This is a genomic window from Azospirillum cavernae (assembly GCF_003590795.1).
In the GTDB taxonomy this organism is placed as follows: Bacteria; Pseudomonadota; Alphaproteobacteria; order Azospirillales; family Azospirillaceae; genus Azospirillum; species Azospirillum cavernae.
The window spans coordinates 122,621-148,384 of record NZ_QYUL01000002.1 but is presented as its reverse complement, the minus strand read 5'-3'; the positions used below and the strand labels follow the sequence as shown (position 1 = coordinate 148,384).

Genomic DNA, 25,764 nt, shown 5'->3' with positions numbered 1-25,764 from the left:
GGCCTCGTTTGCGCTGGCCCCCTCCCTAGCCCTCCCCCGCTCACGCGGGAGAGGGAACTCCGCTGACCCCCGACAAAGCTCCAGCCCCCTCTCCCGCAACGCGGGGGAGGGATGGGGAGGGGGCAAAGCGTCGCCAAACCAACAGAAGTCCATGTGGGCAAGCGCGCTTATCCCGTCGGCTCGAACACAGCCCCCAGCACGTCGCGCAGATTGACCAGCATCCCGGCGGTCGCCCCCCAGATGTAGCGCTGCTCATAGGGGAAGGCGTAGAAAAAGCGGTCTTTGCCCAGGAACTCGCGGCTGTGGCGCTTGGGGTGTTCAGGGTCGAGGAAGACCGACAACGGCACCTCGAACACCTCGGCGACTTCGGTCGGGTCGGGGAACAGCTCGAAGGGGGGAGTCACCACGCCGACGACCGGCGTCACCCGAAAGCCGGTGCGCGTCACATAGGTGTCGAGCCGACCGATGATCGCGATCCGGTCGCGAGACAGCCCGATTTCCTCGGCGGTTTCGCGCAGGGCGGCGTCCTCCACCGAGGAATCCTCCGGCTCCAGCCGACCGCCGGGGAAGCTGATCTGGCCCGCGTGCGCGCTTAGGGTCGCGGTGCGCTGGGTGAAGATCACCGTCACCTCGTCGCCCCGGTCCACCAGCGGCACCAGCACGGCGGCGTCGCGCAGAACGGTCGAGGCGAGCGGGGCGAAGTCCGGGTTCAGGTCATGATCGCCGCGCACGCCAAAGGCCCGCGCGGCGTCGTCGCCCGGCCCGGCGAAGCGGCGGCGCACATCCTCCAACGTCACGCGCCCGGCAGTCTGCCCAGCGCGAAGAAAACCCTGTTGCTCCATAGACCCACCTCGGACTCGCCGTCGTCGCGGACGCGGATGTCGCTGCGCTCCACCATCTCGTAGAACACAGGCCGCAGAATGCGCGCGTCCAACCGGCTCTTGATCTCTATGTAGGGCGTCGGCTCCCCGGTTTCAGGGTGGTCGACGACCCGGATCGGGTGATCGGGTCCAGCCTCGACCCACTGGTCCAGGTTGGTGCGAAAGGACAGAATTTGCTCTGGACCGCTGCCCGACACCGCCATTTCCACGGCGACGAAGGGCGAATCCTCGACGATGATGCGGCCATGCTCGACCGGCGTCATCAGCCAGAAATCGCCCGCCTCATCCCGCTGCAAAATGGTGGAGAACAGCTTCGCCAGCTCGATCCGGCGGATCGGATCGCCATTGTGGAACCATGTTCCGTCACGCGCAATGCGTATGTCGTAGGCCTCCTCGCCTGGCAGGCGGGCGGGCAGGGGCGGGGCGCCGACCGGCGGCGTCAACGCGGCCCGACGCGGGGGGCGCTTGTCATTCGCCATCTCGTCACCGACTTTCATGCAGGCCATCCGGTTTTTGCGTCGTTCTTCTGCGTATTTTCGCCACACTCGGCCTCTAGGTCCACTAGAGTTGATTCACCAGAGTTGGGCATCCCGCCCCGCCGCCGCCAGCCCGATCCTGATTGAGGGAGCGCCAGACGTTGAACGCATCGGACATCCTGCAAGGACAGCCCCCGGCGACGGCGGAGGATCCGCGTCGGCTGATGGCTGAAATCGAATGGCTGGGCGGACGGCTGGCCGAGGTGCGCGAGGGGATTGGCCGCGTCATCTTCGGCCAGCAAGAGGTGGTGGACCGCACCCTGGTGACTCTGCTGGCGGGCGGTCATGTGCTGCTGATCGGCGTCCCCGGTCTGGCGAAAACCCGGCTGGTCGAAACGCTGGGCGCCGTGCTGGGGCTGGGGGAAAAACGCATCCAATGCACGCCCGACCTGATGCCCGCCGACATTCTGGGGTCGGAGGTGCTGGAGGAGGGCGAGAGCGGTCGCCGGTCCTTCCGCTTTCTGCCCGGCCCGGTGTTCAGCCAATTGCTGATGGCCGACGAAATCAACCGCGCCAGCCCGCGCACCCAATCGGCGCTGTTGCAGGCGATGCAGGAGCATCGGGTGTCGGTGGCGGGCCAGTACCACCCGCTGCCGCAACCCTTCCACGTCCTGGCGACGCAGAACCCGTTGGAGCAGGAGGGCACCTATCCGTTGCCCGAGGCGCAGCTTGATCGCTTCCTGATGCAGATCGACGTCGATTACCCCGACCGCGACGCCGAACGCCGGATGATGATCGCCACCACCAACGCCAGCGACGTCCGCGCGCAAGCCGTTCTGTCCGCCGCCGATCTGCTGGCGGCGCAACGGCTGGTTCGCCGCCTGCCGGTTGGCGAGGGGGTGGTGGACGGCATTCTCGACCTTGTGCGCCGGGGCCGCCCGGACAGCACCGATCTGGTCGAGGTGCAACGTCACGTCGCCTGGGGACCGGGACCGCGCGCCAGCCAAGCGTTGATGCTGGCCGCCCGCGCCCGCGCCGTGTTGGACGGGCGGCTGGCTCCGTCGCTGGACGACGTGCTGGCGCTCGCCAAACCGATTTTGAAGCACCGGATGGCCCTGAACTTCGCCGCGCGCGCCGACGGGGTGACGCTGGACGACGTCATCGACCGCCTGTGCGCGCCGTTGGCGTAACCTTAGCCCAGCGCCGGACAAACCCACGGGAGCGTCGATGCCGCCCAGCCCCGCCACTGCCCCGAACGCGCCGCCGACCTCCCCCTTGCGCGCCCGCCACCGGGCCGAGGCGTTGGCCGCCACCCTGCCGCCCCTGCTGGTCGCGGCGGAGCGGGTGGCGGCGACCGTCGCGCCTGGCGTCCATGGCCGCCGCCGGGTTGGCTTGGGTGAGACCTTCTGGCAATTCCGCCGCTATCAGACGGGCGACGCGCCGTCGATGATCGACTGGCGGCAATCGGCGAAAACCCAGCCGGTCTATGTCCGCGAAAACGAATGGGAGGCGGCGCAAAGCGTCTGGCTGTGGCGCGACCGCTCGGCCTCGATGGATTTCCGCTCAGGCCCGGAGCTGCCGACCAAGCGCGAGCGCGCCGATTTGCTGCTGCTGGCCGCCGCCGTGCTGCTGGCGCGCGGGGGGGAGCGGGTGGCGCTGCTGAACTCCGGCGTCCGGCCCGACCATGGCAAGATGGCGGTGGACCGTTTGGCCCGCCTGTTGACCGATCCGCACACCGCCCATGATCCAAATCCGTTGCCGTCGGTGGAGCCGTTGCCGCGCCACGCGCAGATCGTGCTGATTGGCGATTTGCTCGCCCCGCTGGCCGAGATCAACGCCGTCGTCGCCGGGTTGAGCGGGCGGGGCCTGCGCGGCCATCTGGTGCAGGTGCTCGATCCGGCGGAAGAAAGTCTGCCCTATGACGGACGCGTCGCCTTTGAAGGGTTGGAGGGCGAGCGCGGTTTGCTGATTCCGCGCGTCGACGCCATCCGAACCGCCTATCGTGAACGCCTGCAAGCCCAACGCGACGGGCTGGCCGCCCTGGCGCGCGGGACCGGCTGGAGCTTTGCCGCCCACCGCACCGACCGGCCGCCGCAAACCGCGCTGCTTGGCCTGTGGGGCGCCTTGGCGCGGGAGGCGGTGTGATGATGGCCCGCCTTTCCCCCCTTTCCCCTTCACCCCGGTAAGACGCGCCGATGCTGGGTCTTGGACCGATCGCCTTCGCCACCCCGTGGGTCTTGACCGCCCTGGCCGCTTTGCCGGTGCTGTGGTGGCTGCTGCGCGTCACCCCGCCAGCGGCGCGGCGGGTGCGTTTTCCCGCCATCGCCCTGCTGCGCGACCTGATCGCCCCGGAAGAAACCCCCGCCCGCACGCCCTGGTGGCTGTTGCTGCTGCGGTTGGTTCTGACGGCGCTGGTGATTCTGGCGCTGTCGGGGCCGCTGCTCAACCCGCGCGCGGCGCTGCCCGGCGGCGGGCCGCTGCTGCTGATCGTGGACAATGGCTGGGCGTCGGGTCGCGATTGGCCCAGCCGCAAACAGGCGATGGACAGCGTGATCGCCCAGGCCGAGCGTCAAGCCCGCCCGGTTGTCCTGCTGCCCACCGCGCCGCCGCCCGGCGGCGAAGTCCGCCCGCCCGCCCTGCTGCTGCCCGCAGGCGAGGCCCGCCGTCTGGCCCAAGCGTTGGAGCCGTTGCCCTGGCCGACCGACCGCGCGGCGACTCTCGCCGCCGTCCGCGCGCTCGCCGCGCAGGGGACCATCCAGGGATCGGCCCACGCCGTGTGGCTGAGCGACGGGCTGGGCGACCGTTCCGCCCGCGCCTTGGCCGAGGGGCTGCAACGGCTGGGATCGGCGGAGATCCTGGACGATTCCGCCGACAAGCCGCCGCATCTGCTGCTGCCGCCAGCGACGGAGGGCGCGGCCCTGGTCGCGCGCGTCATCCGCGCCGATTTCGCCCGGCCCGAGCCGGTCACGCTGCGCCTCGTCGCCGCCGACGGGCGCTTGCTGAGCCGCGAAACCGTGGCGTTCGAGCCGGGGCAGCGGGTGCGCGAGGTGCGCCTCGACCTGCCCGCCGAGTTGCGCAACGACGCGGCCAGCCTGCGGATCGAGGGCGACACGACGGCGGGGGCCACGGTGCTGTTGGACGAGCGTTGGCGGCGGCGCCCGGTCGGGCTGGTGTCCGGTCGGCCCGAGGGAGAAAGCCAACCGCTGCTGTCGGATTTGCATTACCTCGACCGCGCGCTGTCGCCCTACACCGAGGTGCGGCGCGGCGGCACGCTGGAGTTGCTGAAACGCGACCTTGCCGTGCTGATCCTGTCGGACATCGGCGCGCTCAACGGCAGCGAGGCGCAGGCGATTGACGGCTGGGTCCGCAAGGGCGGCGTTCTGCTGCGCTTCGCCGGGCCGCGTTTGGCCCAGCACGCCGACTCGCTGATTCCGGTGCGGCTGCGGGTGGGCGACCGCGCGCTGGGCGGGGCGCTGTCCTGGTCGGAACCGGCCAAACTCCAACCCTTTCCGCCAAAATCGCCGTTCGAGGGGTTGAGCATTCCCGCCGACGTGCAGGTCAATCGGCAGGTTTTGGCCGAACCAGCGTTGGATTTGGCGGATCGCACCTGGGCGCGGTTGGCCGACGGCACGCCGTTGGTCACGTCCGAACGGCGCGGCGACGGTTGGCTGGTGCTGGTTCACACCACGGCCAGCCCGGATTGGTCCAACCTGCCGCTGTCCGGCCTGTTTGTGGACATGCTGCGCCGCGTCATCGCGCTCAGCGGCGGCGTGAGTGGCGCCGGGACCAGCAGCGCCGCCTTGGATCCGGTTGAGCTTTTGGACGGAACCGGGCGGTTGGTTCCGCCGACCGCCACCGCCTTTCCGATCCCCGGCAACGCCGCTGGTGTCGATGTGGTCGGCCCGCGCCATCCGCCCGGTTTTTATGGAAGCGAGGAGTCGCGCCGGGCGCTGAACCTGTCGCCCGCCGTCGGCGCGCTGGAGCCGCTCGGCGCTTTGCCCGGCGGCGTCACCCGATCCGGCTATGGCGGGCATGGCGAGGTGGCGTTGAAACCGGCTCTGCTGGCGGCGGCTTTGGTCCTGTTGACCGTCGATCTGTTGATCGCGTTGGCTTTGCGCGGCCTGCTCATTCCGGCGGCGCTGCGGCGGCGGGGCGGGGCGCTTGCCGGGTTGGCTCTGGCGTTGCTTCTGCTGGCGCCGGAGGCCGCGCGCGCGTTCGACGCCGAACAGGCGGTGAAGGTGACGGCGGAAACCCATCTGGCCTATGTGCAAACCGGCGACGGCGCGGTGGACGACACCGCGCGCGCCGGGCTGGAAGGGTTGGCGGCGGTCTTGAACCTGCGCACCGCCGTGGAGACCATGGGCGTGGTCGGCGTCGATCCCGAACGAGACGAGCTGGCCTTTTACCCTCTGCTTTACTGGCCTGTTTCGGACAAGCAACGAAACCTGTCCGACCCGGCGCGGGCGCGGGTGAACGAGTATCTGCACGGCGGCGGGGCCATCCTGTTCGACACCCGCGATCAAGCCCCCGGCGGTGGCGCGCGCGCGCTGCAACGGCTGGTCGATGGGCTGGAGATCCCGCCCTTGGCCCCGGTCCCACCCGACCATGTGTTGCGCAAGTCCTTCTATCTTCTGCAAGATTTTCCAGGACGCTCGACCGGGAGCGAGCTGTGGATCGAGGCGCGCGAGGGGAGGGGCAACGACGGCGTGTCGCCGGTGGTGATCGGCGGCAATGATTGGGCCTCCGCCTGGGCGGTCAACCGCAACGGGCAGCCGCTGTTCGCCGTCGTTCCGGGAGGCGAACGACAGCGGGAAATAGCCTATCGTTTCGGTGTCAATCTGGTGATGTACGCGCTGACCGGCAATTACAAGGCCGATCAGGTCCATGTGCCCGCCATCCTGGAAAGGCTTGGCCAATGATCCCCGCCGACCTGCTGTCCGGCGCGTCGCTCGCCTTCGCCCCGCTGTTGCCGTGGAGCCTGCTGGCCCCGCTGGTCGGCGTCGCCCTGCTGGCGGTCGCCCTTGCCGCCCTGCGGCGGGCGCGGGGAAGCCTGTTGCGTCTGCTGGCGGTTCTGGTTCTGGCGCTGGGGCTGGCCAATCCCTCCCTCATCCAGGAAAAGCGGGAGCCGATCAAGGACGTCGTCGTCGTCGTCGTCGATGACTCGCCCAGCCAAGCCATCGGGCAGCGCCGCGCGCGCGCCGACAGCGCTCTGGCCGATCTGACGCGCAAGCTGAAGCCCTTTGATGATCTGGAGCTGCGCGTCGTCCATGCGGGCGGCGACGGCGGCGGGACGATCAACGAGACCCATCTGTTCGACGCGCTGAATCGCGCCATGGCCGACGTGCCGCGCCGCCGGATGGCGGGGGCGGTGCTGATCACCGACGGGCAGGTTCACGACGTTCCCGACACCCTCGCCAAGCTGGCGGGAATCGGCCCGATTCACACGCTGTTGACCGGCGATCATGACGAGGGCGACCGCCGCATCGCCATCGTCCAGGCGCCAAGCTATGGTCTGGTCGGCAAGTCGGTCGATCTGACCATCCGGGTGGACGACATGCCGGGGCGGCAATCGCCCGACGCGGCGGTGACGTTGAAGCAGGATGGCGGCGCGCCGCGCAGCTTCCGGGTTCCGGTGGGCCGCGATTTCCGCATTGACCTCGCCATCACCCATGGCGGCCAGAATGTGCTGGAACTGGAGGTCGAGGCCGCCAAGCAGGAATTGACCCTGGCCAACAACCGCGCCGCCGTGGTGGTGAACGGCGTGCGCGACCGGCTGCGCGTGCTGCTGGTGTCGGGCGAACCGCACGCCGGGGAACGGACGTGGCGCAATCTGCTGAAGGCCGACCCGTCGGTCGATCTGGTCCATTTCACCATCCTGCGCCCGCCGGAAAAGCAGGACGGCACGCCGATACGCGAGCTGTCGCTGATCGCCTTTCCCATCCGCGAATTGTTCGAGGTGAAGCTCGACGAGTTCGACCTCATCATCTTTGACCGCTACCGGCGGCGCGGCGTGCTGCCGCAAATGTATTTGGAAAACATCGCCGATTACGTGCGCAAGGGCGGCGCGCTGCTGGAGGCGTCGGGGCAGGGTTACGCCTCCCCCCTGTCGCTCTACCGCACGCCGCTGGGCGCGATCCTGCCCGCCGCGCCGACCGGCCAGACCATCGACCAGCCCTTCCGCCCGACCGTCACCGAGATCGGGCGGCGTCACCCGGTGACGGCGGATTTGCCCGGCGACCGCGTCGGCGGCGAACCCGACTGGGGCCGCTGGTTCCATCAAGTGGCGGTGACGCCCAACAGCGGGGCCGTCGTCATGCAGGGGGCCGACGAGCGCCCGTTGCTGGTGCTGGACCGGGTGGGGAAGGGGCGGGTGGCGCAATTGGCCTCTGACCAGATTTGGCTGTGGAGCCGGGGGTTCGAGGGCGGCGGCCCGCAGGCGGAGCTGCTGCGCCGTCTGGCCCATTGGCTGATGAAAGAGCCGGAGCTTGAGGAAAACGACCTGCGCACGCGGGTGGACGGCAACCGCATCACGGTGGAGCGCCGCTCCCTGGAACCCGACCCGCGTCCGGTGACGCTGACCACCCCGTCCGACGAAACCAGCCCGCTGCCGCTGACCGAGGACGCCAACGGCCACGCTGCGGCGACCGTGACGGCGAAAGCGCCGGGCATCTACCGCGTGTCGGACGGCGCGCGCACGGCCCTGGCTGTGGTCGGCGCGGTGAACCCGCCGGAACTGGCCGACGTGCGGTCCACCGGCGACCGTTTGGCCCCGGTCGCCAAGGCCACGCGCGGCGGCGTCCATTGGATCGCCGACAGCCAGACCGGCCCCGGCCTGGAGATCCGCCGCACCCGCCCCGACCGTGACCAAAATGGCCCCACCTGGATCGGCCTGCGAACCAACGGCGATTTCATCGTGACGGGCGTCATCGACGCGCCGCTGGTCCCGGTTGGCGCCCTGCTGGCTCTGGCGCTGGTGGCCTTGGCCTGGGGGTGGCGACGGGAGGGACGTTGAGGCCGAAAAAAAATTGCACGACCCGTCAAACAGGCTGTTGCGCTCCCCGTCGCTTCCGATTATGGTGCCGCTCCTTCCGGCGATACGTTGTCGCCGTGACGGTTGGGGCGTCGCCAAGCGGTAAGGCAGCGGTTTTTGGTACCGCCATTCGGAGGTTCGATCCCTCCCGCCCCAGCCAACTCATCATGTTGAAAACATAAAAACTTTCATCCATACCCCCGCCTGAAATCGGCGCGCGCAAAATCCAACGGGCTTTTGTGCGCGGACCCGTTTCATGCCAACGGCTGTGTTGGCCACCCTTTCTACCCAGGGACGCTTTCCGGTTCGATCCGCCGCAGCATCAGGACATGTTCATTCTGGTCCAGCCAGGCCTTCCTGACCTCCCAGTCCGGCAGGATGGTGGCCACCTGTCCCCAAAAGGGCCGGTCATGGTTGCGGTGCCGGAGGTGGCTGAGTTCGTGGACCACGGCGTATTCCAGCACGGTCCGGGGGGCGAAGACCAACTGCCAGTTCAGGGACACGACACGGTCGATTCCGCAACTGCCCCAGACATGCTTCTGCTCCTTGATCCGCACGCCCCTGGGGATCAGCCCGTTCGGTTCGCCGTGACGCCGCACAAGCTCGGCGACATCCTGCCGCAACCGCTTTCGCAGCCACAGCCGCAACGCGGACTCGATCAATTCGTCATGCGAGGCCGGGGCCAGGGAGCGGGGGCAGCCGACCAGGAAGCCATTCCGGTAAGCGACGCTGACCAGCGTGTCGTCGCAGGGTTCCACCCGCAGCCGCATCAACCGGCCCCGGTAGGGGATCTTGGCCCCGCTGACGAATCGCCGGACGGCGTTGGACTTGGCCATCCGCTCGGCCATGCCGCTGGTCTGCTCGAACAGCCAGGCCCGGCGGCGGTGGAGCACCCCGGCGATTTCGGCGTCGGTCGCCGCCGTGGGCACCACGATCTCCACCCGCTCCGGCGTCACCGTGATGCGTGCCCGCGTCGCCGTGTCGGACCGCAGCAGGCTGTAGGGGATCTCCGCGTCGCCGATGGTCAGGACCGGCATGCTCACACCGTCGCGAAATGCTTGAGGGCGAAATCCTCGACCTGTTCGGACAGGGCCTTCAAGTCCCCCAGCCCCGCCGCGTGGGCCAATTCCCGAACCTGCTGCCGCAGCCGTTTTCGCACCCCGTCCTTCTCCTGCCACAGCGGCGGGGCGGTGGCGTCGTCCCGGTACAGCGTCTCGATCGCCACCGCCAACCCGGCGGCCCCATCCCCGTCCCCGGCGTCGAAGGAACGGAGAAGCTGGAGGATCCCATAGGCGCCCTTGGACAGGCCCGATCCCTCATGGGCCTTGGCCTCGGCGTCCAGATCCCTGGCCAAATCCTCGGCCATCCTCAGCGTGTCGGCCCAGGACATCTGGGCGCCGTCCAGCTTCTCCAGCAACTCCCGCAGCCGGTCGGAGAATTTGCCGTACTGGTGGGGGTTCTGCGACAGCCGTTCATAGACCACCTTGCGGAGTTCGGTGGTCTTGCGGATCGCCGCCGTCTTCAGATCATCCTCGCTCTTTCCCGCGACCTCGAAATCCTCCCAGAATCCCGGATCGGTGATGTGGCGGAGCTTCACCGTCACGCTCAGGCCGGTGGCGTCGAGATGCTGGTCCAGCATGTCGCGGATCTTGCGGCTGTAGCTCCGCTGGTCAAAGGCCTCTCGCTTCTCGAACACCTGGGTGGCGTATTGCAGGAAGATGGCCACCCATTTCAGGTCGGCGGTGAATTCCAGAACGGACGGGTCCGGGCTGACCGCCTCGTACAGACCGATGAACGCCCGCGCCCTGGTCTGGAAATCGAGCCACAGATTTTCCGGTTTCAGCCGGGCGATCAACTGGTCGAACTCGCCCTTCAGCCCATCTTTGACGGTTTTGCCGGGGGTCCGCGTCACCCCCTTCATCAGATGGGCGACCGCCGCGTGAGCCGTCCGCAACTGGCTGCGGAGGTCGTCGAGATCCCGCATGGCGTTCTGGACGTCGTCGGCCCGGTAGGAGGCCAGGGCGTCGTCCAGCTTGGCCGACACTCCGATGTAATCGACGATCAGCCCGTTGCGTTTCTTCGCGTCGGCGACCCGGTTGGTGCGGGCGATGGCCTGGAGCAAGCCATGTTCCTTCAGCGGCCGGTCGAGATACATCACGCTTTCCACCGGGGCGTCGAAGCCGGTCAGCAGCTTGTCGCAGACGATCAGAAAATCCGGCGGGTTTCCCTTTGACCCGAACGCCTTCTTGACGGCGGTCTCGGCCTTGTCGTCCAGGAAATGGGCCAGGAGGTCGTCGCGGATGGCCTGGGTGTGGTCGTCCTCGCTGGGCTTTCCGTCCTCCTGCGACAGGGAATAGACGCAGGCCGACAGGCTGGCCGCCTGGGCCATCGCCGCATCCGCGTCCAGGCCCTGGCCGATCAAATCGTCGGCGATGACCCGGTCGAGGGCGCGCTTGTAGAGAATCACCGCCTCGCGGTCGATGGCGACGATCTGGGCCTTGAAGCCGTCGGGCCGGGCGTAGGCCTTGAAATGCGTCCAGATGTCGTAGGCGATCAGGGCCACCCGCCGGGGGTGCTTGACCAGATCGGTGATCTTGACGCCCCGCTTCTTCAGTTCGGCCAGCTTGTCGTCGGGCAGGTCGGCGAACCATTGGTCGAACAGGATGTCGATCTTGGCGTCGTCGATGCGCCAGTCGGTCTTGCGGCCGGTGTAATAGATCGGCACCGTCGCCCCATCGGCCACCGCGTCGTCGATGCCGTATTTGTCGAGATAGCCTTCGCCGACCACGCCGAAATTTCTGTAGGTGTCCTTGTCGTCCGTCTTGATCGGGGTGCCGGTGAAGCCGAAGAAACGGGCGTCCGGCAGGGTCTTCCGCAGATAGGCCCCGAGATCCTTTTCCTGGGTGCGGTGGGCTTCGTCCACCATGACGATCCAGGCGGCGGAATTGGCGATCGGCTCCTCCGACCCCTGGAATTTGAAGATGGTGGACAGCACCGTCAGCCCGTCGACGCCGCTGGCCAGCCGGGTCCGCAGATCGCGGATGCTGTCCATGGCGTCCGGGTTCGGCAGGCCGCAGGCGGCGAAGGTGCCGCTGATCTGGTCGTGCAGGTCCACCCGGTCGGTCAGCACCAGGATGTTGGGGTTGGTCAGATGCGGCGAGACCACCGTCCGATGGGTCTTCAGCTTCAGGGCGGCGAACACCATGGTCAGCGATTTGCCCGACCCCTGGGTGTGCCAGATCAGGCCCTGGCGGTGGCGATCCTCCGTCACCCGATCAACGATCTTGTTGACCGCCCGGAACTGCTGGTAGCGGCACATCTTCTTGACCACGCCATTCTCGGTGGTCTCGAACACCACGAAATGGGCGATCAGGTCGAGCAGCCGCGACGGCTCCAGCAGGCACCACAGCCCCTTGCTCAGCTCGTCGGGGAAATCCTCGGCCTTGCGGGGCCAGGGATCCCGCCACGCCGCGTAGAATTTCGACGGGCTGCCGGTGGAGCCGTACAGGCAGTTGGTCCCGTCGGTGACGATGTTGAACAGGTTGGGCAGGAACAGCCGGGGGATGTCGCGTTCATACTGGCGGATCTGCTCGAACGCCTCGCCGGTCTTGTCCTGGAGGTTGATCGGGCTTTTGCATTCGATCACCACCAGCGGGATGCCGTTCAGATGGACGACGACGTCGGGAATGCGGGTCGTCTCGGCCTTAACGCGAAGTTGGCGCGTCACCGTCAGATGGTTGTTGGCCGGGGTGAGGAAATCGACGACGCGGAGCGTCCGCCGCCGGGTTTCGCCCTGGACCGGGCGGCTGAAATCGCCCCGCAGGATCGCCAGCCACGCCGCGTTGTCGGACACCGCCGCGAGATCGCCATAGGCCGCCTCGGCGTCGGTCCGGGAGACGCCGTTGATCCGCTCGATGGCGGCGACCAGATGGGGCCGGAACAGCCCCTGATTCTCGCCGTCCCGCAGGGCGGCGTGCTCGCCGGGCGGGATGAAGCGGTAGCCCATGCCCTCAAGACAGGCGATGGTCGGTCGCTCGGCGAGGTGCCATTCCAGTCCTTGAGCCACGGCGTGATGTCCTTGCGTCTGGCGTTATTCGGCGGAGGTTAATAAGGCGGCGGGAACCCGCTTGCGGCCCGTGAGGAGGTCGGACAGGAGGGCGGATTTGATGTTCATTGTCTTCTCCAATGAATTTTGAGCGGACTGTTCCGCTTTTGATAAGGCCTGAACCACGGCGACAATTTTCTCCTGCTCGTCCCTGTCTGGCAATAGGACCGGGAAGTCTTTGACTTGGGTTGAGTTGATGGATGCCAGATTCGTTGTCTGCTTTGCACAGCTTAGAAAATAGCTTTTCCCATACGAAGAACCCGTCAATATCGTCAGGAACTCCGGCATGAGAACATCAGGGTTTGGACGGACGGCAAACACATGATTTTGATGCAGGCACGGTGAGATTTGCCCTCGCCAGACGTCACCCCGACCAAGCTTGTCGAAATCACCACCCTCGGTCATCAGGACATCACCAACTTGAAGACTGTAACGCTCAATCTGTGACGCTGAAACGGTGATGGTTTTTACGGTGGTCAGGTCGATATGACCATCTTGGACATTGGCGACCCGCAAATAGGGAAGCTCGACCGGGTTGTCGATGTCCTTCTTCCCCTTTGCAGCCCCTGTCTGCACATGTGCCACGGTTTTGAGCGGGGCTACGGTCCATTTTTCAGGGATCGTCCCAATCTCGGTCTTCTTGAAGCGGGTGTGACCGATGCCTTTGGTCAGTAGGCGGTTGAGCACGCCCTGCTTAACCGTTCGGGTCTGTTCGATAACGGCCTGGGTTGCCTCAATCGCTTCGTCAACGCTGGACAGAATTTCGGCGATGCGGCGTTGTTCAGAGAGTGGAGGAATGGATATTGGGTACTCGCCCAGCAAATTCCACGAAGTCCGGGGCATTTTCGTTCCCGCAGCAGAACGAACCGCGAGGCTGAAAAATGATTCCTCATTCACTATAAAAAATAGAAATTTCGGCTCAATTTTTTCTATTGCCCTCAGAACAATAATATCTGTTGAAGCGATTCCTGAAAAATTCACGCATGCAGTTTTTCTAAGGTTTGGACGTAATTTTCCAAATAGAACATCATTTTGTGAAAATTTTGTTTTAATGCTGCTAATACCTTCTGATTTCTGGATGCCCAATACAGTTCCAGTCCCTTGTCCAATATTCTCAAGGCCAATATATGGGTAATTACCACCTTCTCCCGGTTCCCATTTTTCAGTTACATGGAAGGCTATATCCTTAAGGCGAACCGACCGCCACCCCTCCGGCGCCCTCATCGTCCGTCTCCCTTCCGGGTCTTCGCCAGTTCGGTTTCGATGGCGGTCAGGGAGTCCAGGTCGGCGGCGTCGGCGGCGATGGCCTCCCGCTGTTTCCGCTGCTGGTCGAAGGCGTCGTAACGGTCATGGGCGATCTGTGTCATGGAATCGTGGCTGATCCGACCGTTTCCGGTCAACAGGGGGCGTTCGTAGACGGTGATGAAGCGGTCCAGGTTGGTCCGCCATTGATCCAGCGTCAGATGTTTGCGTTGCGACACGCGGTCCTCGGCGAAATCCAGGAACATGGTGACGACCCGGTTCAATTCGCCGATCTCGGTCGCGGTCAGGTAATTCTTCGCCACGACCATGTCGGCCTTGCGGACGTGGGCGCCCGTCCAGCTTTGCAGGTTCATGTTGGGCTGGGTGGCGTCGGCCCGTGCGACGACCAACTCCGCCGCCGTGTGGCCGGTGACGGCGTGCAGCATCTTGTTCTGCACCTCGGTGAAGAACAGGGCCGAGGCGTTGGGATCGTCGGGGTAATCCCGCGACAGGGCGAACAGGTCGCGGATCTTCTGGTGGAAGCGTTTTTCCGACGCCCGGATGTCGCGGATGCGGGCGAGGAGTTCGTCGAAACAATCCCAGCCGCCGGGGTTCTTCAGGCGTTCGTCGTTCATGACGAAGCCCTTGGCCAGATACTCCCCCAGGGTCGCCGTCGCCCATTGCCGGAACTGGACGCCACGCGGCGAGCGGACGCGGTAGCCGACGGCCAGGATCATGTCCAGCCGGTACATCTTGATGGGGCGGGACACCCGCCGCCGCCCCACGGTTTGAACGGTCAAATTATCTTTGACAGTTCCCTCCGCCTGGATCTCCCCCTCGGCGAGGATGTTCCGGATGTGGTGGCTGATGGCCTGCTTGGAGGTCTGGTAAAGCTCCGCGATTTCGATCTGGTTCATCCAGACCGCGCCATCCCGCTGGGTCAGGCGGAACTGGGCCGTGCCGTCGTCGGTTCGGTAGAGCAGGAGTTCGCCGTCCGCCATCGCCGGTCTCACGCCCCGTCCGGCAGATAGCCGAGTTCTCGCAGGAACCCCATCATCGTCGCTTCCGCCGCGTCCCGCTGGTCGCGCAGTTCCAGCAGCTTCTCGACCTCCTCGGCGACGTCGAGGTCATCCGCGTCCTCGGTGACGTGGACGTAGCGGCTGATGTTCAGGTTGTGGTCGTTGGCCGCGATTTCCGCCAGCGGCACCACGCGGGCGAAGCGGTCCACGTCGGCGTAATCGTGGAACGCCTTGGCCAAGGCCGCGACGTTGGCGGGCGACAGGTGGTTCTGGGCCTTGCCCTCGACGAACTGTTCGACGCCGTTGACGAACAGCACCTTGCCGACATGGTCCTTCGGCTTGGATTTGCGGACGATCAGGATGCAGGCGGGGATGCCGGCCCCATAAAACAGGTTGGGGGCCAGCCCGATGACCGCCTCGATCAGGTCGTCCTTCAGCAAGCCCTCGCGGATGCGGCCCTCGGCCCCGCCCCGGAACAGGATGCCGTGGGGCAGGACCACGCCCAGCAGGCCGCTCTGCTTCAGGCTGGCGATCATGTGCTGAACGAAGGCGAGGTCGCCGTAGGATTTCGGCGGGCAGCCGTAGCGGGCGCGACCGAACGGGTCGCCCTTGGACCAGGTGTCGTAACCCCAGTTTTTCAGCGAGAAGGGCGGGTTGGCCAAGACGCGGTCAAAGGTGCGGATGGCCTTGGCGCCCTCGCCGACCAGATGCTTGGGATCCAGCAGGGTGTCGCCACGGGCGATCGCCGCGTCGTCGATGTCGTGCAGGAACAGGTTCATCTGGCAGATCGCCCAGGTGTTCAGGTTCCGCTCTTGCCCGAACAGCGACAGGCTCCGGGTGTTCTTGCCCTGGCGTTCCAGATGGTGGATCGCCTCCAGCAGCATGCCGCCCGACCCGCAGGTCGGGTCGTAGATCGACATGCCCTCGGCGGGTTGCAGGCACTCGACGATCAGCCGGACGACCATCTTGGGGGTGTAGAACTCGCCGCCCTTCTTGCCGGAATCGTCGGCGAACTTGGCGATCAGATATTCATAGGCTTGACCCAGCATGTCTGGCTCGGCATCGACGATGCGGAGCCGCAGCGCGTCGAAATGCTGGATCAGCTTTTCCAGGGTGGTGTCGGGGAACCGTTCCTTGTTGTTGAAATCCACATCCTGAAACACCCCCCGCAGCCGGTGGTTGGCGTCTTCAATCGCCTGGAACGCCTCGTTCAGTTTGGCGCCGATGTCGGTGCTCTTGGCCTTCACGTCCCGCCAGGAATGGCCGGGGGGGATGTGGAAACGGTGCTCGTCCGGGTCGGCGGCCAGATCGGCGTCGCCGTATTTGGCCAGCCGGTCCTCATACTCCTCCTCCCACACGTCGCAGAGGCGTTTGAAGAAGAGCAGGCCGAAAATGTAATGCTTGTAGTCGGCGGCGTCGATGGCGCCCCGCAGGATGTCGGCCGCCTTCCACAGATGGCCTTCGAGGGTGTCGAGCGTCAAAACGGCCATGGGGACCCAGCGTCTCTTTTTCAGTCAGGCAAAGCGGCGGCAGTCTACCAGAAGGAGTAGGACCGGCAACCTCCGTGGCGCGGAGGGCGATGGGCGACCGTTTCCTGGGAATTGCAAACGTCACGCGCTCTAGGGCGGAAAACGACAAAAGCCGCACAGCGTGTGCGGCCTATCATGTGACGCTAACTTATGCAGCTAAACAGTGTCTCTACTGTAGCCAACCCGACCGCGAAGTCCTTGAAAAATAAGGATGGCGTCCCCAAGGGGATTCGAACCCCTGTTACCGCCGTGAGAGGGGCGTAACAGCTACAAAATATGGACGTCATGGCCTATCAAACCAGTATGAACCCCTTTATTTGAGCCATATTGGTTTGTGGTGGGTATGGGTGGTTATGGGTGAATAGTGGATTATAGTGGACAAGACCCTTGCGGGACCAACCTTTCACCGGGTCGGCCTGCATCTCCTTTAAGGAGACGCAGGTCCCTCCCGCGCCACCTCGGCAATCCGCTATAAACACTTACCAACAACTTCAATAACTTGGCGAAAGGTATCGAATGCCCTGGTGGAGCGACATCATCTCCCGCCTCAGCCTGCGCGGCGCGATGGATTGGTGGGCGGTCCTGTGGACGATGGGCGGCGCCCTGATCCTGGGGCATCGCCTCGACCGCCACATCCATCGTCAGCGGAGCGCGCCGCCCTGGTACCGGCGTGATATGGGTGCATGGGCCGGTCTTGCCGTGGGCGCTTTTCTGGCGCTCATCGGCTGGAGCCTGTGAAGGTCTCCCGCCGCCGCTCGCCAAGCCGCTCGAACTTTTTCGTCAGCGTCTCCATCTTCCGCTCGAAGCCCGTTTCGCTGAGCAAGCCCCGGTCCCGATCATTGCTCGCCCGGCGCGCTTCCGTTTCCAATTCGCGTTCGACCCGGTCGAATTCCCGACCCCAGGCGGCAAAGCCATCCTCGACATCCTGCGGCTTCACCTTGATGCCAACCGATGACGCCACCGCCTGCGGCACCGAATAGGGGCGGCCCGACCAATCCCGCGCTCCCTCCATGGCGTTGGCGATGCGCTGCCAGTACCAGCTTCCCGGCACCCACGCCGCCGACGGCATCCAGGACTTGTAAACGTAATCGGCGGTCTTGCCGATTCGCTCGCCAATGGTGTCGGTGTGCTCGTTGATGATGTTCTGCCCGGTGAAGGCGGAGCGGTTGAGCAGAAGCTCGGCGCCGATAGCCAGCGGCCCTCCCGGCTGCATCCAACCCGGCAGGGGAATCACCGATTGTCCTTGTCCGGCATCGAAGACGTCGCCCGCCGGGATCCAGCGCCGAAGGTCGAGAAAGACCGGGTTCCCGTGCTGGTCGTGGGTGGGCAACCGCATCATGCGTGGAATGCCGGTCCAGGCCCAGCCCTGTTCGTTTTCGCGGAGTGAGCGGCGCTCCTCATCCTCGTCGCCGCTATCCCAGGCGTAGGCCAAGGCGTTGAACGCGTACATCATGGTGAAGTATTTCGCCAGCTTCCACGGTCGGTTCACGATGGTGCGGGCGATCATCGGCGCCGCCCGGTAGGTGTAGGAGATGAAGGGCAGCACCGTCCGCCGGGCTGCGTTGATCCAGGGCGCCCGGATGTCGTAGTTCAGGAAGGTGTCGCGCGCCTCCAGCGTCGCCTGTACAGCCGAGGCGCCCTGGTCCCGCCGACGGGCGTAGAGCGCCATGCGGAAGACCTCATCCTCCATCTGGTAAGCCTGCTGCATCTTCTGGTCGGCGGTTTTCACGCCGTGGAACAGGCGGTCGGCTAGCTTCCCGGCCAGCCCAAACCGGGCCTCCCACCCCCCCTGGTTTCCCTGTCCTTGCCGCTCGATCTCTTCCAGGATCGGCTTCAGCACCTCCTCGCGAATTTCCTGGCCCAGCATATCGACCCCGAAAACGCCTTGGTCGAGCGCCTCGCGATAGAGGTCGTCACGCTTCAGCAGCGACCGAACGCCGTGCGCCAGATCGGTTGCCCGGACGTCGGCCATGTCCATGAACATGACGTTCGACATGATGTTGTTCATGTGGACCACGGGCGACCGATAGGTCTTGTTCGCCTTCCATTGCCGCAGGATGTGGTCCCAGACGCCCGGCTTTTGCAGCGCCTCCAATTCGGCCATGTCGCGCCAGATTTCGGCCCGGACGAAGCGGTCAGCGAGCGCGCCGTACCGCTTGGTGTTGCTTTTGGGGATCTTGGTGTCCGGCACCTTCACCCATTGGATCGCCGGATCGTGCCAAAAGCTGTTGTAGTCGCCAGCCTCCTTCCAGGTGGCCGACGGGGGCTCGTCTTTGCCGTCGTGCGCCCATTCGGCGTTCTGCGCGATGTCGCGGAAGAAGCGCCCGGTGGCCAGATCATGCGCCATCAGCATGTATGTTTTGGCGACCGTGTAGCGGGCATCGACGATCTCGCCCATCGACTGGCGTTCGTCCTTGGTGAAGTCGCGCCACAGCACCGGCTTGCCGGGCCGTTCGCCGTCCTTGCTGCCGCCCTTTTCACTGCGGACTTCCCAAACGCCGCGATCCTGGTAGCCTTCCAGCTCCTTCGGGATCGCGGCCCCCTCCGGCAGATAGGCGCGATGGGTGACGCGCGGTTGCCCCCCCTCCTTCGCCTCTTCCATCTTGTCGAGAATGCGGAACTTCTGGCCCTTGGCGGCCCGCAGGTCGTCGGCGGCGAACATGCGCGTCTCGGTTTCGACGATGCGGCTGTTCACGTCGGAAAGCTGGCTGTTGATCTTGTCGATCAGCGCCCGCGCCCGCTGGCCCTTCATGTTCAGCCGGGTCAGGGTAACGCCCTGCTCACGCACTTGTCCTTTTTGATACTGGTTTGGCTTCAGCACCACCGTGGCGCCGCCTGACCGCTTCAGCGCCTTGGAGGCCTCGCTGGTGTCCATACGGCGGTCCAGCGTCGCCCCCATCTCGTCGTGGCGCTCTTCGGCGCGGGCGAGGGCCACCTCCCGTCGGCGCAGCAGATCGTCGCGGCGCGTCTCCAGCATCCGCAGACGGCCAGATCGGGAGCGCGCCGTTTGGGCTTCGTCGGTATGACGCATCAAGGCTTCGTGCGTCACCTCCATGAACATGCCCCGACCCTTGAACTGGTCGCCGATGATCTTGCGGCGTCTGCCGGTCATCTTGCGATCAACCCAGGCGGCAAGGCTGCCCTGGTCGGCCTCGTGCTTGGCGTAGACCCGGTGCAGGTATGTGCCACGGTTCCGCTCGAAAGATTCCGGCGACAAGAGTCCAAGCTCGACCGCCTCCGCGCCGAGCTGGTCGATGGCGGCCCGGATCGGCGAGGCGATCTCGGACCACCGCGCGTCGGCGACCTCCTCCCCGGTCAACACCGCCTGAAGCGTCGCCATCTCCTCCGGCTTCACGTCTTGGTCGGCCAGCGTCTTCATCAGCTCCGGGACCTTGGCCATGATGCGGCGCTCATCAAGGCCGCGCTGCCGGTCACGCTCGACATAGGCGGCGTCCAAGCCATAGCGGTCGATCAGCCCGGCCCGCGCGTTGCGCAGCACGGTGTTCATCCACCCCATGCGGCCATCGTCCTGGAACTCGGCCTCGGTGATGAGGCGCTCGGCCTGCCGGTTCAGGTGCAGGCCCGGCTTCCATTGGTTGCGGTCGTTGATCCCGCCGAACAGGTCGAAGGGGATGCGCGCCACGCGGTCGATGGGCTGGGCGCCAGCCAGTCGGGTCATGATGCTGCGGCGACGCTCGCCAGCCTGGGGCGATGGAGCGGCGGACGGGTCCGGCTGCTCCAGGGAGAAGCGGTCGGAGGCGTCACCGGCCACGAAACGACCATCTTCACCGCGCGGCTGGGTCTCGGCGTGGTGGGCTTCCGCCGGGGCGCCGACAAAGGCCGCATCCTTCTGGCCCCGCCGCCCAATCTCGCCGAGGTCGATGGCGCGGAACACGCTGTCAACGGTGCGGAAACCCTCACCGCGCAAGGCCTGCCCAACGGCGCGCAGGAAGTCGCGGATGCGCTCCAGGGCCGTGCGCACGAACCCCTTGGCCTGAACCCGGCCCGCTTGCCAGTCCCCGAACAGGTCGGCGACGGCTTCCTCGATCAGGCGCTCGGTTCGTTCGGGCCGATTGTTTGTCCGCCCGAACTCCGGGTAGCGGGCGCGGACGTCAGCCATGCGCGCGTTGTCCTGGAGAACCGTCCGCTGCAACGCGGTCCATTCCGCCGATTTGATGAGGTCGAGATCGCGCAGCGCATGCACCACCTCGTGGTCGAAGGTGAAGGTGCGATTTCGGGCGTCGAGCGCCACCTCGATGATGCGGCGACCATAGCGACCGGAAGCGCCCTCAAGCGGCTCCCCAGTGCGCCGGTCGCGGATCGCGTCCACAAGCCGCAGACCAACGCGGTCGGCGATGCCGTAGCGCTGGAGGCGTTCCCGGAGGTCGGCTTCGATGGCGGGCAGCCTGCGCTCGAACTCCGGGGCGAGGCGGAGGGAATCGTCCTCGTTCGGCTTTACCGAATCGGCGGAACCTTCGCCCGCCGCATCTCTCTGAACGCCTGCCTTGCCGAGTCGGCGGTTTCTTTCGTCGCCTGCCTTAGCTGCTGCTGCTCGGAGGGTGTCAGCGTCTCGGAAACCAAGAATGTACCGGGCTTCGTCGGCGGTGAGTCCGGTGGGGGCGATCCCGAAGAGTTGTCGAATGGCATCGCCATACCTCACTTCGATGGTGCGAACCTGCAAGCGCGTGGGAGAGAATTGGCCCGAGCGGCTGGCGTTGGCAAGGGTTATCGTTCCAATCACCTGCCCGCCGTTGGCCTGGATGTGGTGCGCCATCTCGGCCAGCGTCCCACCCATGGTCGAGACGTCATCGACCAGGACATACCGTCCGCCCGGCTTCACCGGACCGCCAAACAGCGGGCGCGAGATCAGACGTTCCATCGGTTTGGCGCCGGTGTGATGGGCGCGAACCGTCTGGATGATGCTCGGCTCGACGGCGCCGCCGGAAAATTCCGCGTAATAGGCCGCCACCGTGGCAGGGATGGCGTTGCGACCGCTCGCTTCCTCTGCGGCGGCTGGCGCATAGATCACATCCTCACCAAACCGACGCCGAGCCTCATCGACCGTCATAGGATCGACGATGTCGGAGACGAAACGGATGGCTGCGGCCCGGTCGCCAGCCTTGGCGGCGGTATAATCTGGATGATCCTTCAGGCGCGCGCTGTCGCTATGGCTGAAGATGGGCGGATCGGCCATCTTCGGAACCCCGAGCGACCGCGCTCCAGCCGAAGCGGCGGCCTCCCTGGAGAACAGATCCCGTTGCCCGCGTCCGGCAACGTCGAACAGCCCTTCGTCCGCCGCCTTCTGGCGCTTCTTGGGTTGGAGCGGCTTTACCATCGCCGCTTCGGCGCGATCACGGTCGGTGACGGGGCGCAGGCCATCGACGACGAACTGCTCGCCCTGGTCGGTGCGCTCGGTGGCAGGCATCACCACTTCCGGTCGGTTGGCGGACTCTGCCGCGACCCTGACCGCCTTCACCTCGAACCCCGCCATCATCTGCGTCGCGCTGGATAGCGCCGCGTTCGTGTTCTTGCGCTGCCACGCCCCTGCGAGCGGACTCCAGCGCCAGCCGGATCCCTTCAGCTTGGCCCGCAACGCCTCGTCCGGCTTGACGTCCAGGAATATTTGAACGCGCTCGGCATCGTGGTTGTTCACGATGCGACCGCCATCATACTCGTTCAGGACATCCTCGCCGGTGCCCTTGGGGGCGACAGCGGCCTCCTGAGCGGTGTCAGCCAGCGTCCAAACGGTGTTTCGGTCGGTGAACAGCGGCTTGCGCATGCTGGCCTGCCGCTGCCGGATGTGTTCCAGAGCCTGTCGGACCAGTGCGGCTTGGCCGTTCGTGGACAGTCGTTGCAGCCGCCCGGAGATGCTGCTGGTGAAGGCCGTTCGGCTGTAGGTGAGCGAGCCTGCGTCGATGTCGTTGATGGTTGCTATGTCTCTGTCGATCTCCTTGCGCAGATCCCCCCAGCGGTCGGACGCCACCTGCTCATCGGTACGCTGCCCCAAGACGGCCTTCCGGGCGGCGTCGCGGGCGCGCTTCTCCCACTCGGAGAACTCCGAGACGCGCTTGCGCTCAACCTCCATGCGCTTCTGGTTCCGGGCGACGGGAAAGTTCGCCGGCCCGGTTATCATCGGCGACATGGTTCGCGCCTTGGCGTCCCAAATCATGTTTTGGCGGGTGACATAGCCCTGGCGGTACCGCTCCACCTGTTGGTCGACGGTCGCGCGCTGCTGGTCGGTCCTCGCAAGGGCCAACAGATCGTCGCGCAGCGCCTGGACGGCGCGCTCGAACTGCCGGATGTCGGAGGCCGCCCGCTTCTCAGCCTCAAAGCTGATGCCACTGTAGGCACGCCGACCGCGCTCGGCGTCGAGGCTGGTTACTTGCTCTTCGCCGCCTCGCGCTTTGCCGCGATCTGGGCCGCCGCGTCCAAGTTCTTCGCCGCGTCCAACAACCCTTTCCGGGTCCCCTCGGTCACGCGCGGGCTCTCGTCCACCGCCTTCGCGCGCAACGACTGGGCCGCCTTGCTGTAGTCCTCGCTGCTGCGCATGGGTGATATCCTCAAAGGGAAGTGGATCAGCATCGACACCAGTTTCCTGAAAATAAGCCGCTTCCTTCTGGATTGCATCCCGTTCGATGGCGTCCACCACCGCATCCTCGGGATCCTCGCCCAGCATCACCGCCTCAATCGCCCGGCGGCGGTGCTCGTCCGGCAGGTTGATGCCGTGATCCGCCAGCACTGCGCCAACATCGGCTTCGGCGCCGGCCCGGCGCGTCGCCTCCTCGTCCGCTTGTCGGCGGGCGATGTCTTGCTGGACGACATCCGCCTGTTCGTCGATGGGGTAGACCTTGCCGCCGCGCGCCTCCCGGTCCATCGCGTCGAGAAGGTCGGTGATCTCGGTGCGACCGAACCCCTCGGCCCGGTCGCCGGGCCGGATGTAGCCAGCCTCCTCGGCCAGCTCGCGCGCCTGGTCGAGCGTCATGCCGCCAGGGCGGACAAGGGCGCCCTGCCGGGGCAGGAACTGGCGCCGCAGGTCGAGGGCGCGCAACTCCCCCTTCTGGTCCTGGATGCCGCCTTTGCTGGCCAGGAATTCAAAGAGGCTGGGCGGACGCTGGGCTGAGGTGGAGCGGGATGGTGGTCCGGGAGGCGGCGCGGCGCGCTGACCCTCCATGGGAGAAGCGAAGGATGCCTCGGACCTGAGAAATCCCTCCCATTCCTGCCGCAGCGCGCCCGGTTCCATCGTATCGGCCGCGTTTCCTGGAAATTTCCAGCCAAAGGTGTTCTGACCGTATTGCGACGCCAAGCGGTCGTAATCACCATCCGTCAAGCGGTTCACCCATCGCCGCAGGTCATTCTTTTGCACGGCGATTGGATGCGCGTCGGGTGGGATGTTCTTTTCGACGAACATCGTCTGGCGTCCCGCCCCACCCACCTTACCGAGGGGCCGCAGCCCCCACCCGCCATCGACCCGCACCGGCTCCAGCGACTGCCCTTTCAGGTCCGGGCGCGACCGGACAGCCAGTTCCGCCGACTTCGCGGTGGAGAACGGAGAGCCGTCCTTCCTCATGAAGGGAGCCGCCACCGGCGCTGGAGCGGAGGCTCGCGCGCTTCCAACTGGCGGCGCGTCGTCGCTTTGAATTGGCGGCAAGGGGAGAGAGGCGACGGTCGTCGGTCGAAACGCGCCGGGGAAATCGTTCTGCGCGCCCTGCTGATCGAGTTCCCGCAGGCCGGTCAGGTCGAAGGCTGGCGCGGTCGGTCGGAAGGTCGTCGGCTCGGCAGGTTTGGCGACCGAGCCCAATACCGGGCTGTCAACCGGATGCGCCATCGGCGCCAATCCATCAACCGACAAGGGAGCAGGCTCCAACGCTGGCGCAGCGGCATCCGGCAGAATCTTTTCGGTCTGCGCGCTGGAATCGAGAGCGGGCGCGGTGAGCGTGTTAATTTTCGCCGCCTCATGTGCGGCTGGAGAAATGAACGCGGGGGTTTCGGCTACCGCCTGAGTGACTGGCGGCGGCTTGACCGCCTGCGCAACAGAACCTGAAGCCGGGGCCGACTCGTCAACCAACGGTGTGGGCGCGGGGATCTCGGCCAGCGGCGCGACCTCTGACGCGAGTTGCGGCAAACTGGCGGCATCTGCGGTCGCAGGCTCCGTCGCAGGGTTCGCGTTGGGGGTGGGTTGAACGGGCGCAACCTGAACTGGAGCCGCCGGAACGGTGGGCGCGCTGGTCGCTGTCGGCTCCACGACCCGCCCCAGCAGCCGCTCCGCCGGGACCGCCCCTTGCGGCAGATTGGCGATATCCGCCTTCGGCGCCAACAGCCCGTCAACGATGGACCGGCCCGACGCGATCAGCTCCGTGGGGATGGGCGACGCCACGTCGGCGGGCGTGACGTTGGGCGGGGCAATGTTCACCATCGGGCGGGCGGCATGATGGCGCAGCGCGGCGACCTCCGCTGGAGCGCCGAAGGCCTCCCCGACGAACTCACCCAGCACTTGACCCGGCTCGGTGACGCGCCCTTCGGTGGCGATCTGCGCGCCAGCCTCAGCGCTGGCGCCGGCGGCTCCCTGCGTCACGACTTGAGTCGGAATGTTCAAAACCTCGCGAGCGAGGCGCCCCTTTACCGCTTGCGGCACAAGCGTCTTTCCGGCGATGCCCATGGTGGCGCCATCGACGGATCCGATCAGCGCGGCGCGGGTCGCGGCCCGATCACGCACGCGGGCCATTATTTCCGGACTGCGGAACGCCTGGACGAGGGCGGCCTCATCGCTGGTGTCCACGCCCTCGTTGGACAGCCCCTCCAGAACCGAGGAGAGATATTCGGAGCCAGCCGACGACGCGCCCATGGCGACACCGCCCGCTATCGGGCCGCCGACCGCGCCAGCGACCATCGCGGGCGCCATGGCTGGAAGCGATTGCAGACCCACCGACGCGATGACGCCCAGAGGGTCCGACCAGAACGCCCGACCCGCGTCACCCCAGCTCTTCGCGCCCATCATGCGTTGCGCCGCCGGGTTCTGCGGAAGGTCGGCGATCCGCCGTCCGGTTGACGCCACCATGCCGACGGATTGACTGATGTCCGTCTCCGCCTGTCGCCGCGCCGCCGCTCGCTGGCCGGGCGACATATGCTGGTAGCCGACCGGGTCATCCGTGTCCGGCACGGATTCGCCCTGATCGATTCGATCCATGACGGACAGCGAGCGACCCGACAGGTCGGCCCCGAGACCGGCGGCGCCCTGCTTCAAACTGAGGACGCCCGCCGTCAGGGGGTTCAGAACCTTGTCGACAAGAGGGGTGTCAGTCCAGGCGCGGTCTCCGCCGACCGGGCCGCTGGGCTGCTGTGGGGGCTTCGTCGGTTCATCCATCGGCATGAGGCCAGACACATCCAGCGGCGTCAGCCCGGACACGTCGAGGGAATCTCCGCCGATAGGGCGCAATCCGGCGGTGTCGAGCGGCGTCAGGCCCGAAACATCGAAGGCCATACTG

The 25,764-nt window shown here is 66.1% G+C and carries 13 protein-coding genes and 2 tRNA genes; 6 read left to right on the top strand and 9 right to left on the bottom strand.

The window, feature by feature from the left end; translation table 11 throughout:
* Positions 1-167: 167 nt before the first annotated feature.
* A complete protein-coding gene (locus D3877_RS12115; protein ID WP_238474865.1) occupies positions 168-797 on the bottom strand; it encodes a CoA pyrophosphatase in 630 nt (209 codons plus the stop codon).
* The gene (locus tag D3877_RS12110; protein ID WP_119832405.1) at positions 794-1,378 is read right to left on the bottom strand and encodes a DUF1285 domain-containing protein; all 585 of its coding nucleotides are present in this window, start codon (positions 1,376-1,378) and stop codon (positions 794-796) included. Before D3877_RS12110 ends, D3877_RS12115 begins: the two co-directional genes overlap by 4 nt.
* 203 nt (positions 1,379-1,581) lie before the next feature.
* On the opposite strand from D3877_RS12110, the gene D3877_RS12105 reads away from it, so the two are divergent.
* The 5 genes from D3877_RS12105 to D3877_RS12085 all read left to right on the top strand — a co-directional run bounded on the left by D3877_RS12105 (position 1,582) and on the right by D3877_RS12085 (position 8,547).
* Complete coding sequence (locus tag D3877_RS12105; protein WP_238474977.1) at positions 1,582-2,547, top strand: AAA family ATPase; 966 nt, start codon at positions 1,582-1,584, stop codon at positions 2,545-2,547.
* Positions 2,548-2,584: 37 nt separating this feature from the next.
* The gene (locus D3877_RS12100; RefSeq protein ID WP_119831062.1) at positions 2,585-3,502 is read left to right on the top strand and encodes a DUF58 domain-containing protein; all 918 of its coding nucleotides are present in this window, start codon (positions 2,585-2,587) and stop codon (positions 3,500-3,502) included.
* Positions 3,503-3,552: 50 nt separating this feature from the next.
* The gene (locus D3877_RS12095; RefSeq protein ID WP_119831061.1) at positions 3,553-6,276 is read left to right on the top strand and encodes a DUF4159 domain-containing protein; all 2,724 of its coding nucleotides are present in this window, start codon (positions 3,553-3,555) and stop codon (positions 6,274-6,276) included.
* Positions 6,273-8,369 carry a hypothetical protein gene (locus tag D3877_RS12090; protein ID WP_119831060.1) on the top strand — a complete coding sequence of 699 codons (2,097 nt, stop codon included), beginning with the start codon at positions 6,273-6,275 and terminating at the stop codon, positions 8,367-8,369. Before D3877_RS12095 ends, D3877_RS12090 begins: the two co-directional genes overlap by 4 nt.
* 103 nt (positions 8,370-8,472) lie before the next feature.
* A tRNA-Gln gene (locus tag D3877_RS12085) sits at positions 8,473-8,547 on the top strand.
* Between the two features lie 124 nt (positions 8,548-8,671).
* Here D3877_RS12085 and D3877_RS12080 read toward each other — a convergent pair.
* From D3877_RS12080 to D3877_RS29850, 6 genes are all read right to left on the bottom strand, one after another.
* Positions 8,672-9,424, bottom strand: a complete 753-nt coding sequence (locus D3877_RS12080; protein WP_119831059.1) for a M48 family metallopeptidase — start codon at positions 9,422-9,424, stop codon at positions 8,672-8,674.
* A gap of 2 nt (positions 9,425-9,426) precedes the next feature.
* Entirely contained in the window at positions 9,427-12,453 is a 3,027-nt protein-coding gene (locus D3877_RS12075) for a type I restriction endonuclease subunit R (protein WP_119831058.1), read from the bottom strand.
* Between the two features lie 24 nt (positions 12,454-12,477).
* Positions 12,478-13,716 carry a restriction endonuclease subunit S gene (locus D3877_RS12070; protein WP_119831057.1) on the bottom strand — a complete coding sequence of 413 codons (1,239 nt, stop codon included), beginning with the start codon at positions 13,714-13,716 and terminating at the stop codon, positions 12,478-12,480.
* Positions 13,713-14,735 carry a virulence RhuM family protein gene (locus D3877_RS12065; protein WP_119831056.1) on the bottom strand — a complete coding sequence of 341 codons (1,023 nt, stop codon included), beginning with the start codon at positions 14,733-14,735 and terminating at the stop codon, positions 13,713-13,715. Before D3877_RS12065 ends, D3877_RS12070 begins: the two co-directional genes overlap by 4 nt.
* Positions 14,736-14,743: 8 nt before the next feature.
* Positions 14,744-16,243, bottom strand: coding sequence for a type I restriction-modification system subunit M (locus D3877_RS12060; RefSeq protein ID WP_119831055.1), 1,500 nt, complete (start codon positions 16,241-16,243; stop codon positions 14,744-14,746).
* Positions 16,244-16,494: 251 nt separating this feature from the next.
* Positions 16,495-16,564, bottom strand: a tRNA-Ser gene (locus tag D3877_RS29850).
* 234 nt (positions 16,565-16,798) lie between these two features.
* Here D3877_RS29850 and D3877_RS12055 point away from each other — a divergent pair.
* Positions 16,799-17,020: a hypothetical protein gene (locus D3877_RS12055; RefSeq protein ID WP_119831054.1), complete on the top strand. Its 222-nt coding sequence runs from the start codon at positions 16,799-16,801 to the stop codon at positions 17,018-17,020.
* Here the strand turns inward: D3877_RS12055 and D3877_RS12050 are convergent.
* The gene (locus D3877_RS12050; RefSeq protein ID WP_119831053.1) at positions 17,001-25,760 is read right to left on the bottom strand and encodes a phosphoribosyltransferase; all 8,760 of its coding nucleotides are present in this window, start codon (positions 25,758-25,760) and stop codon (positions 17,001-17,003) included. The two genes, D3877_RS12055 and D3877_RS12050, sit on opposite strands and share 20 nt — an antisense overlap.
* Positions 25,761-25,764 lie beyond the last annotated feature (4 nt).

What these genes read in the sequence shown, in the direction of transcription:
- D3877_RS12065 (WP_119831056.1), bottom strand. Translation starts at nt 14,735, where the DNA reads ATGGCGGACGGCGAACTCCTGCTCTACCGAACCGACGACGGCACGGCC.
- D3877_RS12110 (WP_119832405.1), bottom strand. Translation starts at nt 1,378, where the DNA reads ATGAAAGTCGGTGACGAGATGGCGAATGACAAGCGCCCCCCGCGTCGG.
- D3877_RS12100 (WP_119831062.1), top strand. Translation starts at nt 2,585, where the DNA reads ATGCCGCCCAGCCCCGCCACTGCCCCGAACGCGCCGCCGACCTCCCCC.
- D3877_RS12090 (WP_119831060.1), top strand. Translation starts at nt 6,273, where the DNA reads ATGATCCCCGCCGACCTGCTGTCCGGCGCGTCGCTCGCCTTCGCCCCG.
- D3877_RS12080 (WP_119831059.1), bottom strand. Translation starts at nt 9,424, where the DNA reads ATGCCGGTCCTGACCATCGGCGACGCGGAGATCCCCTACAGCCTGCTG.
- D3877_RS12050 (WP_119831053.1), bottom strand. Translation starts at nt 25,760, where the DNA reads ATGGCCTTCGATGTTTCGGGCCTGACGCCGCTCGACACCGCCGGATTG.
- D3877_RS12070 (WP_119831057.1), bottom strand. Translation starts at nt 13,716, where the DNA reads ATGAGGGCGCCGGAGGGGTGGCGGTCGGTTCGCCTTAAGGATATAGCC.
- D3877_RS12105 (WP_238474977.1), top strand. Translation starts at nt 1,582, where the DNA reads ATGGCTGAAATCGAATGGCTGGGCGGACGGCTGGCCGAGGTGCGCGAG.
- D3877_RS12095 (WP_119831061.1), top strand. Translation starts at nt 3,553, where the DNA reads ATGCTGGGTCTTGGACCGATCGCCTTCGCCACCCCGTGGGTCTTGACC.
- D3877_RS12060 (WP_119831055.1), bottom strand. Translation starts at nt 16,243, where the DNA reads ATGGCCGTTTTGACGCTCGACACCCTCGAAGGCCATCTGTGGAAGGCG.
- D3877_RS12055 (WP_119831054.1), top strand. Translation starts at nt 16,799, where the DNA reads ATGCCCTGGTGGAGCGACATCATCTCCCGCCTCAGCCTGCGCGGCGCG.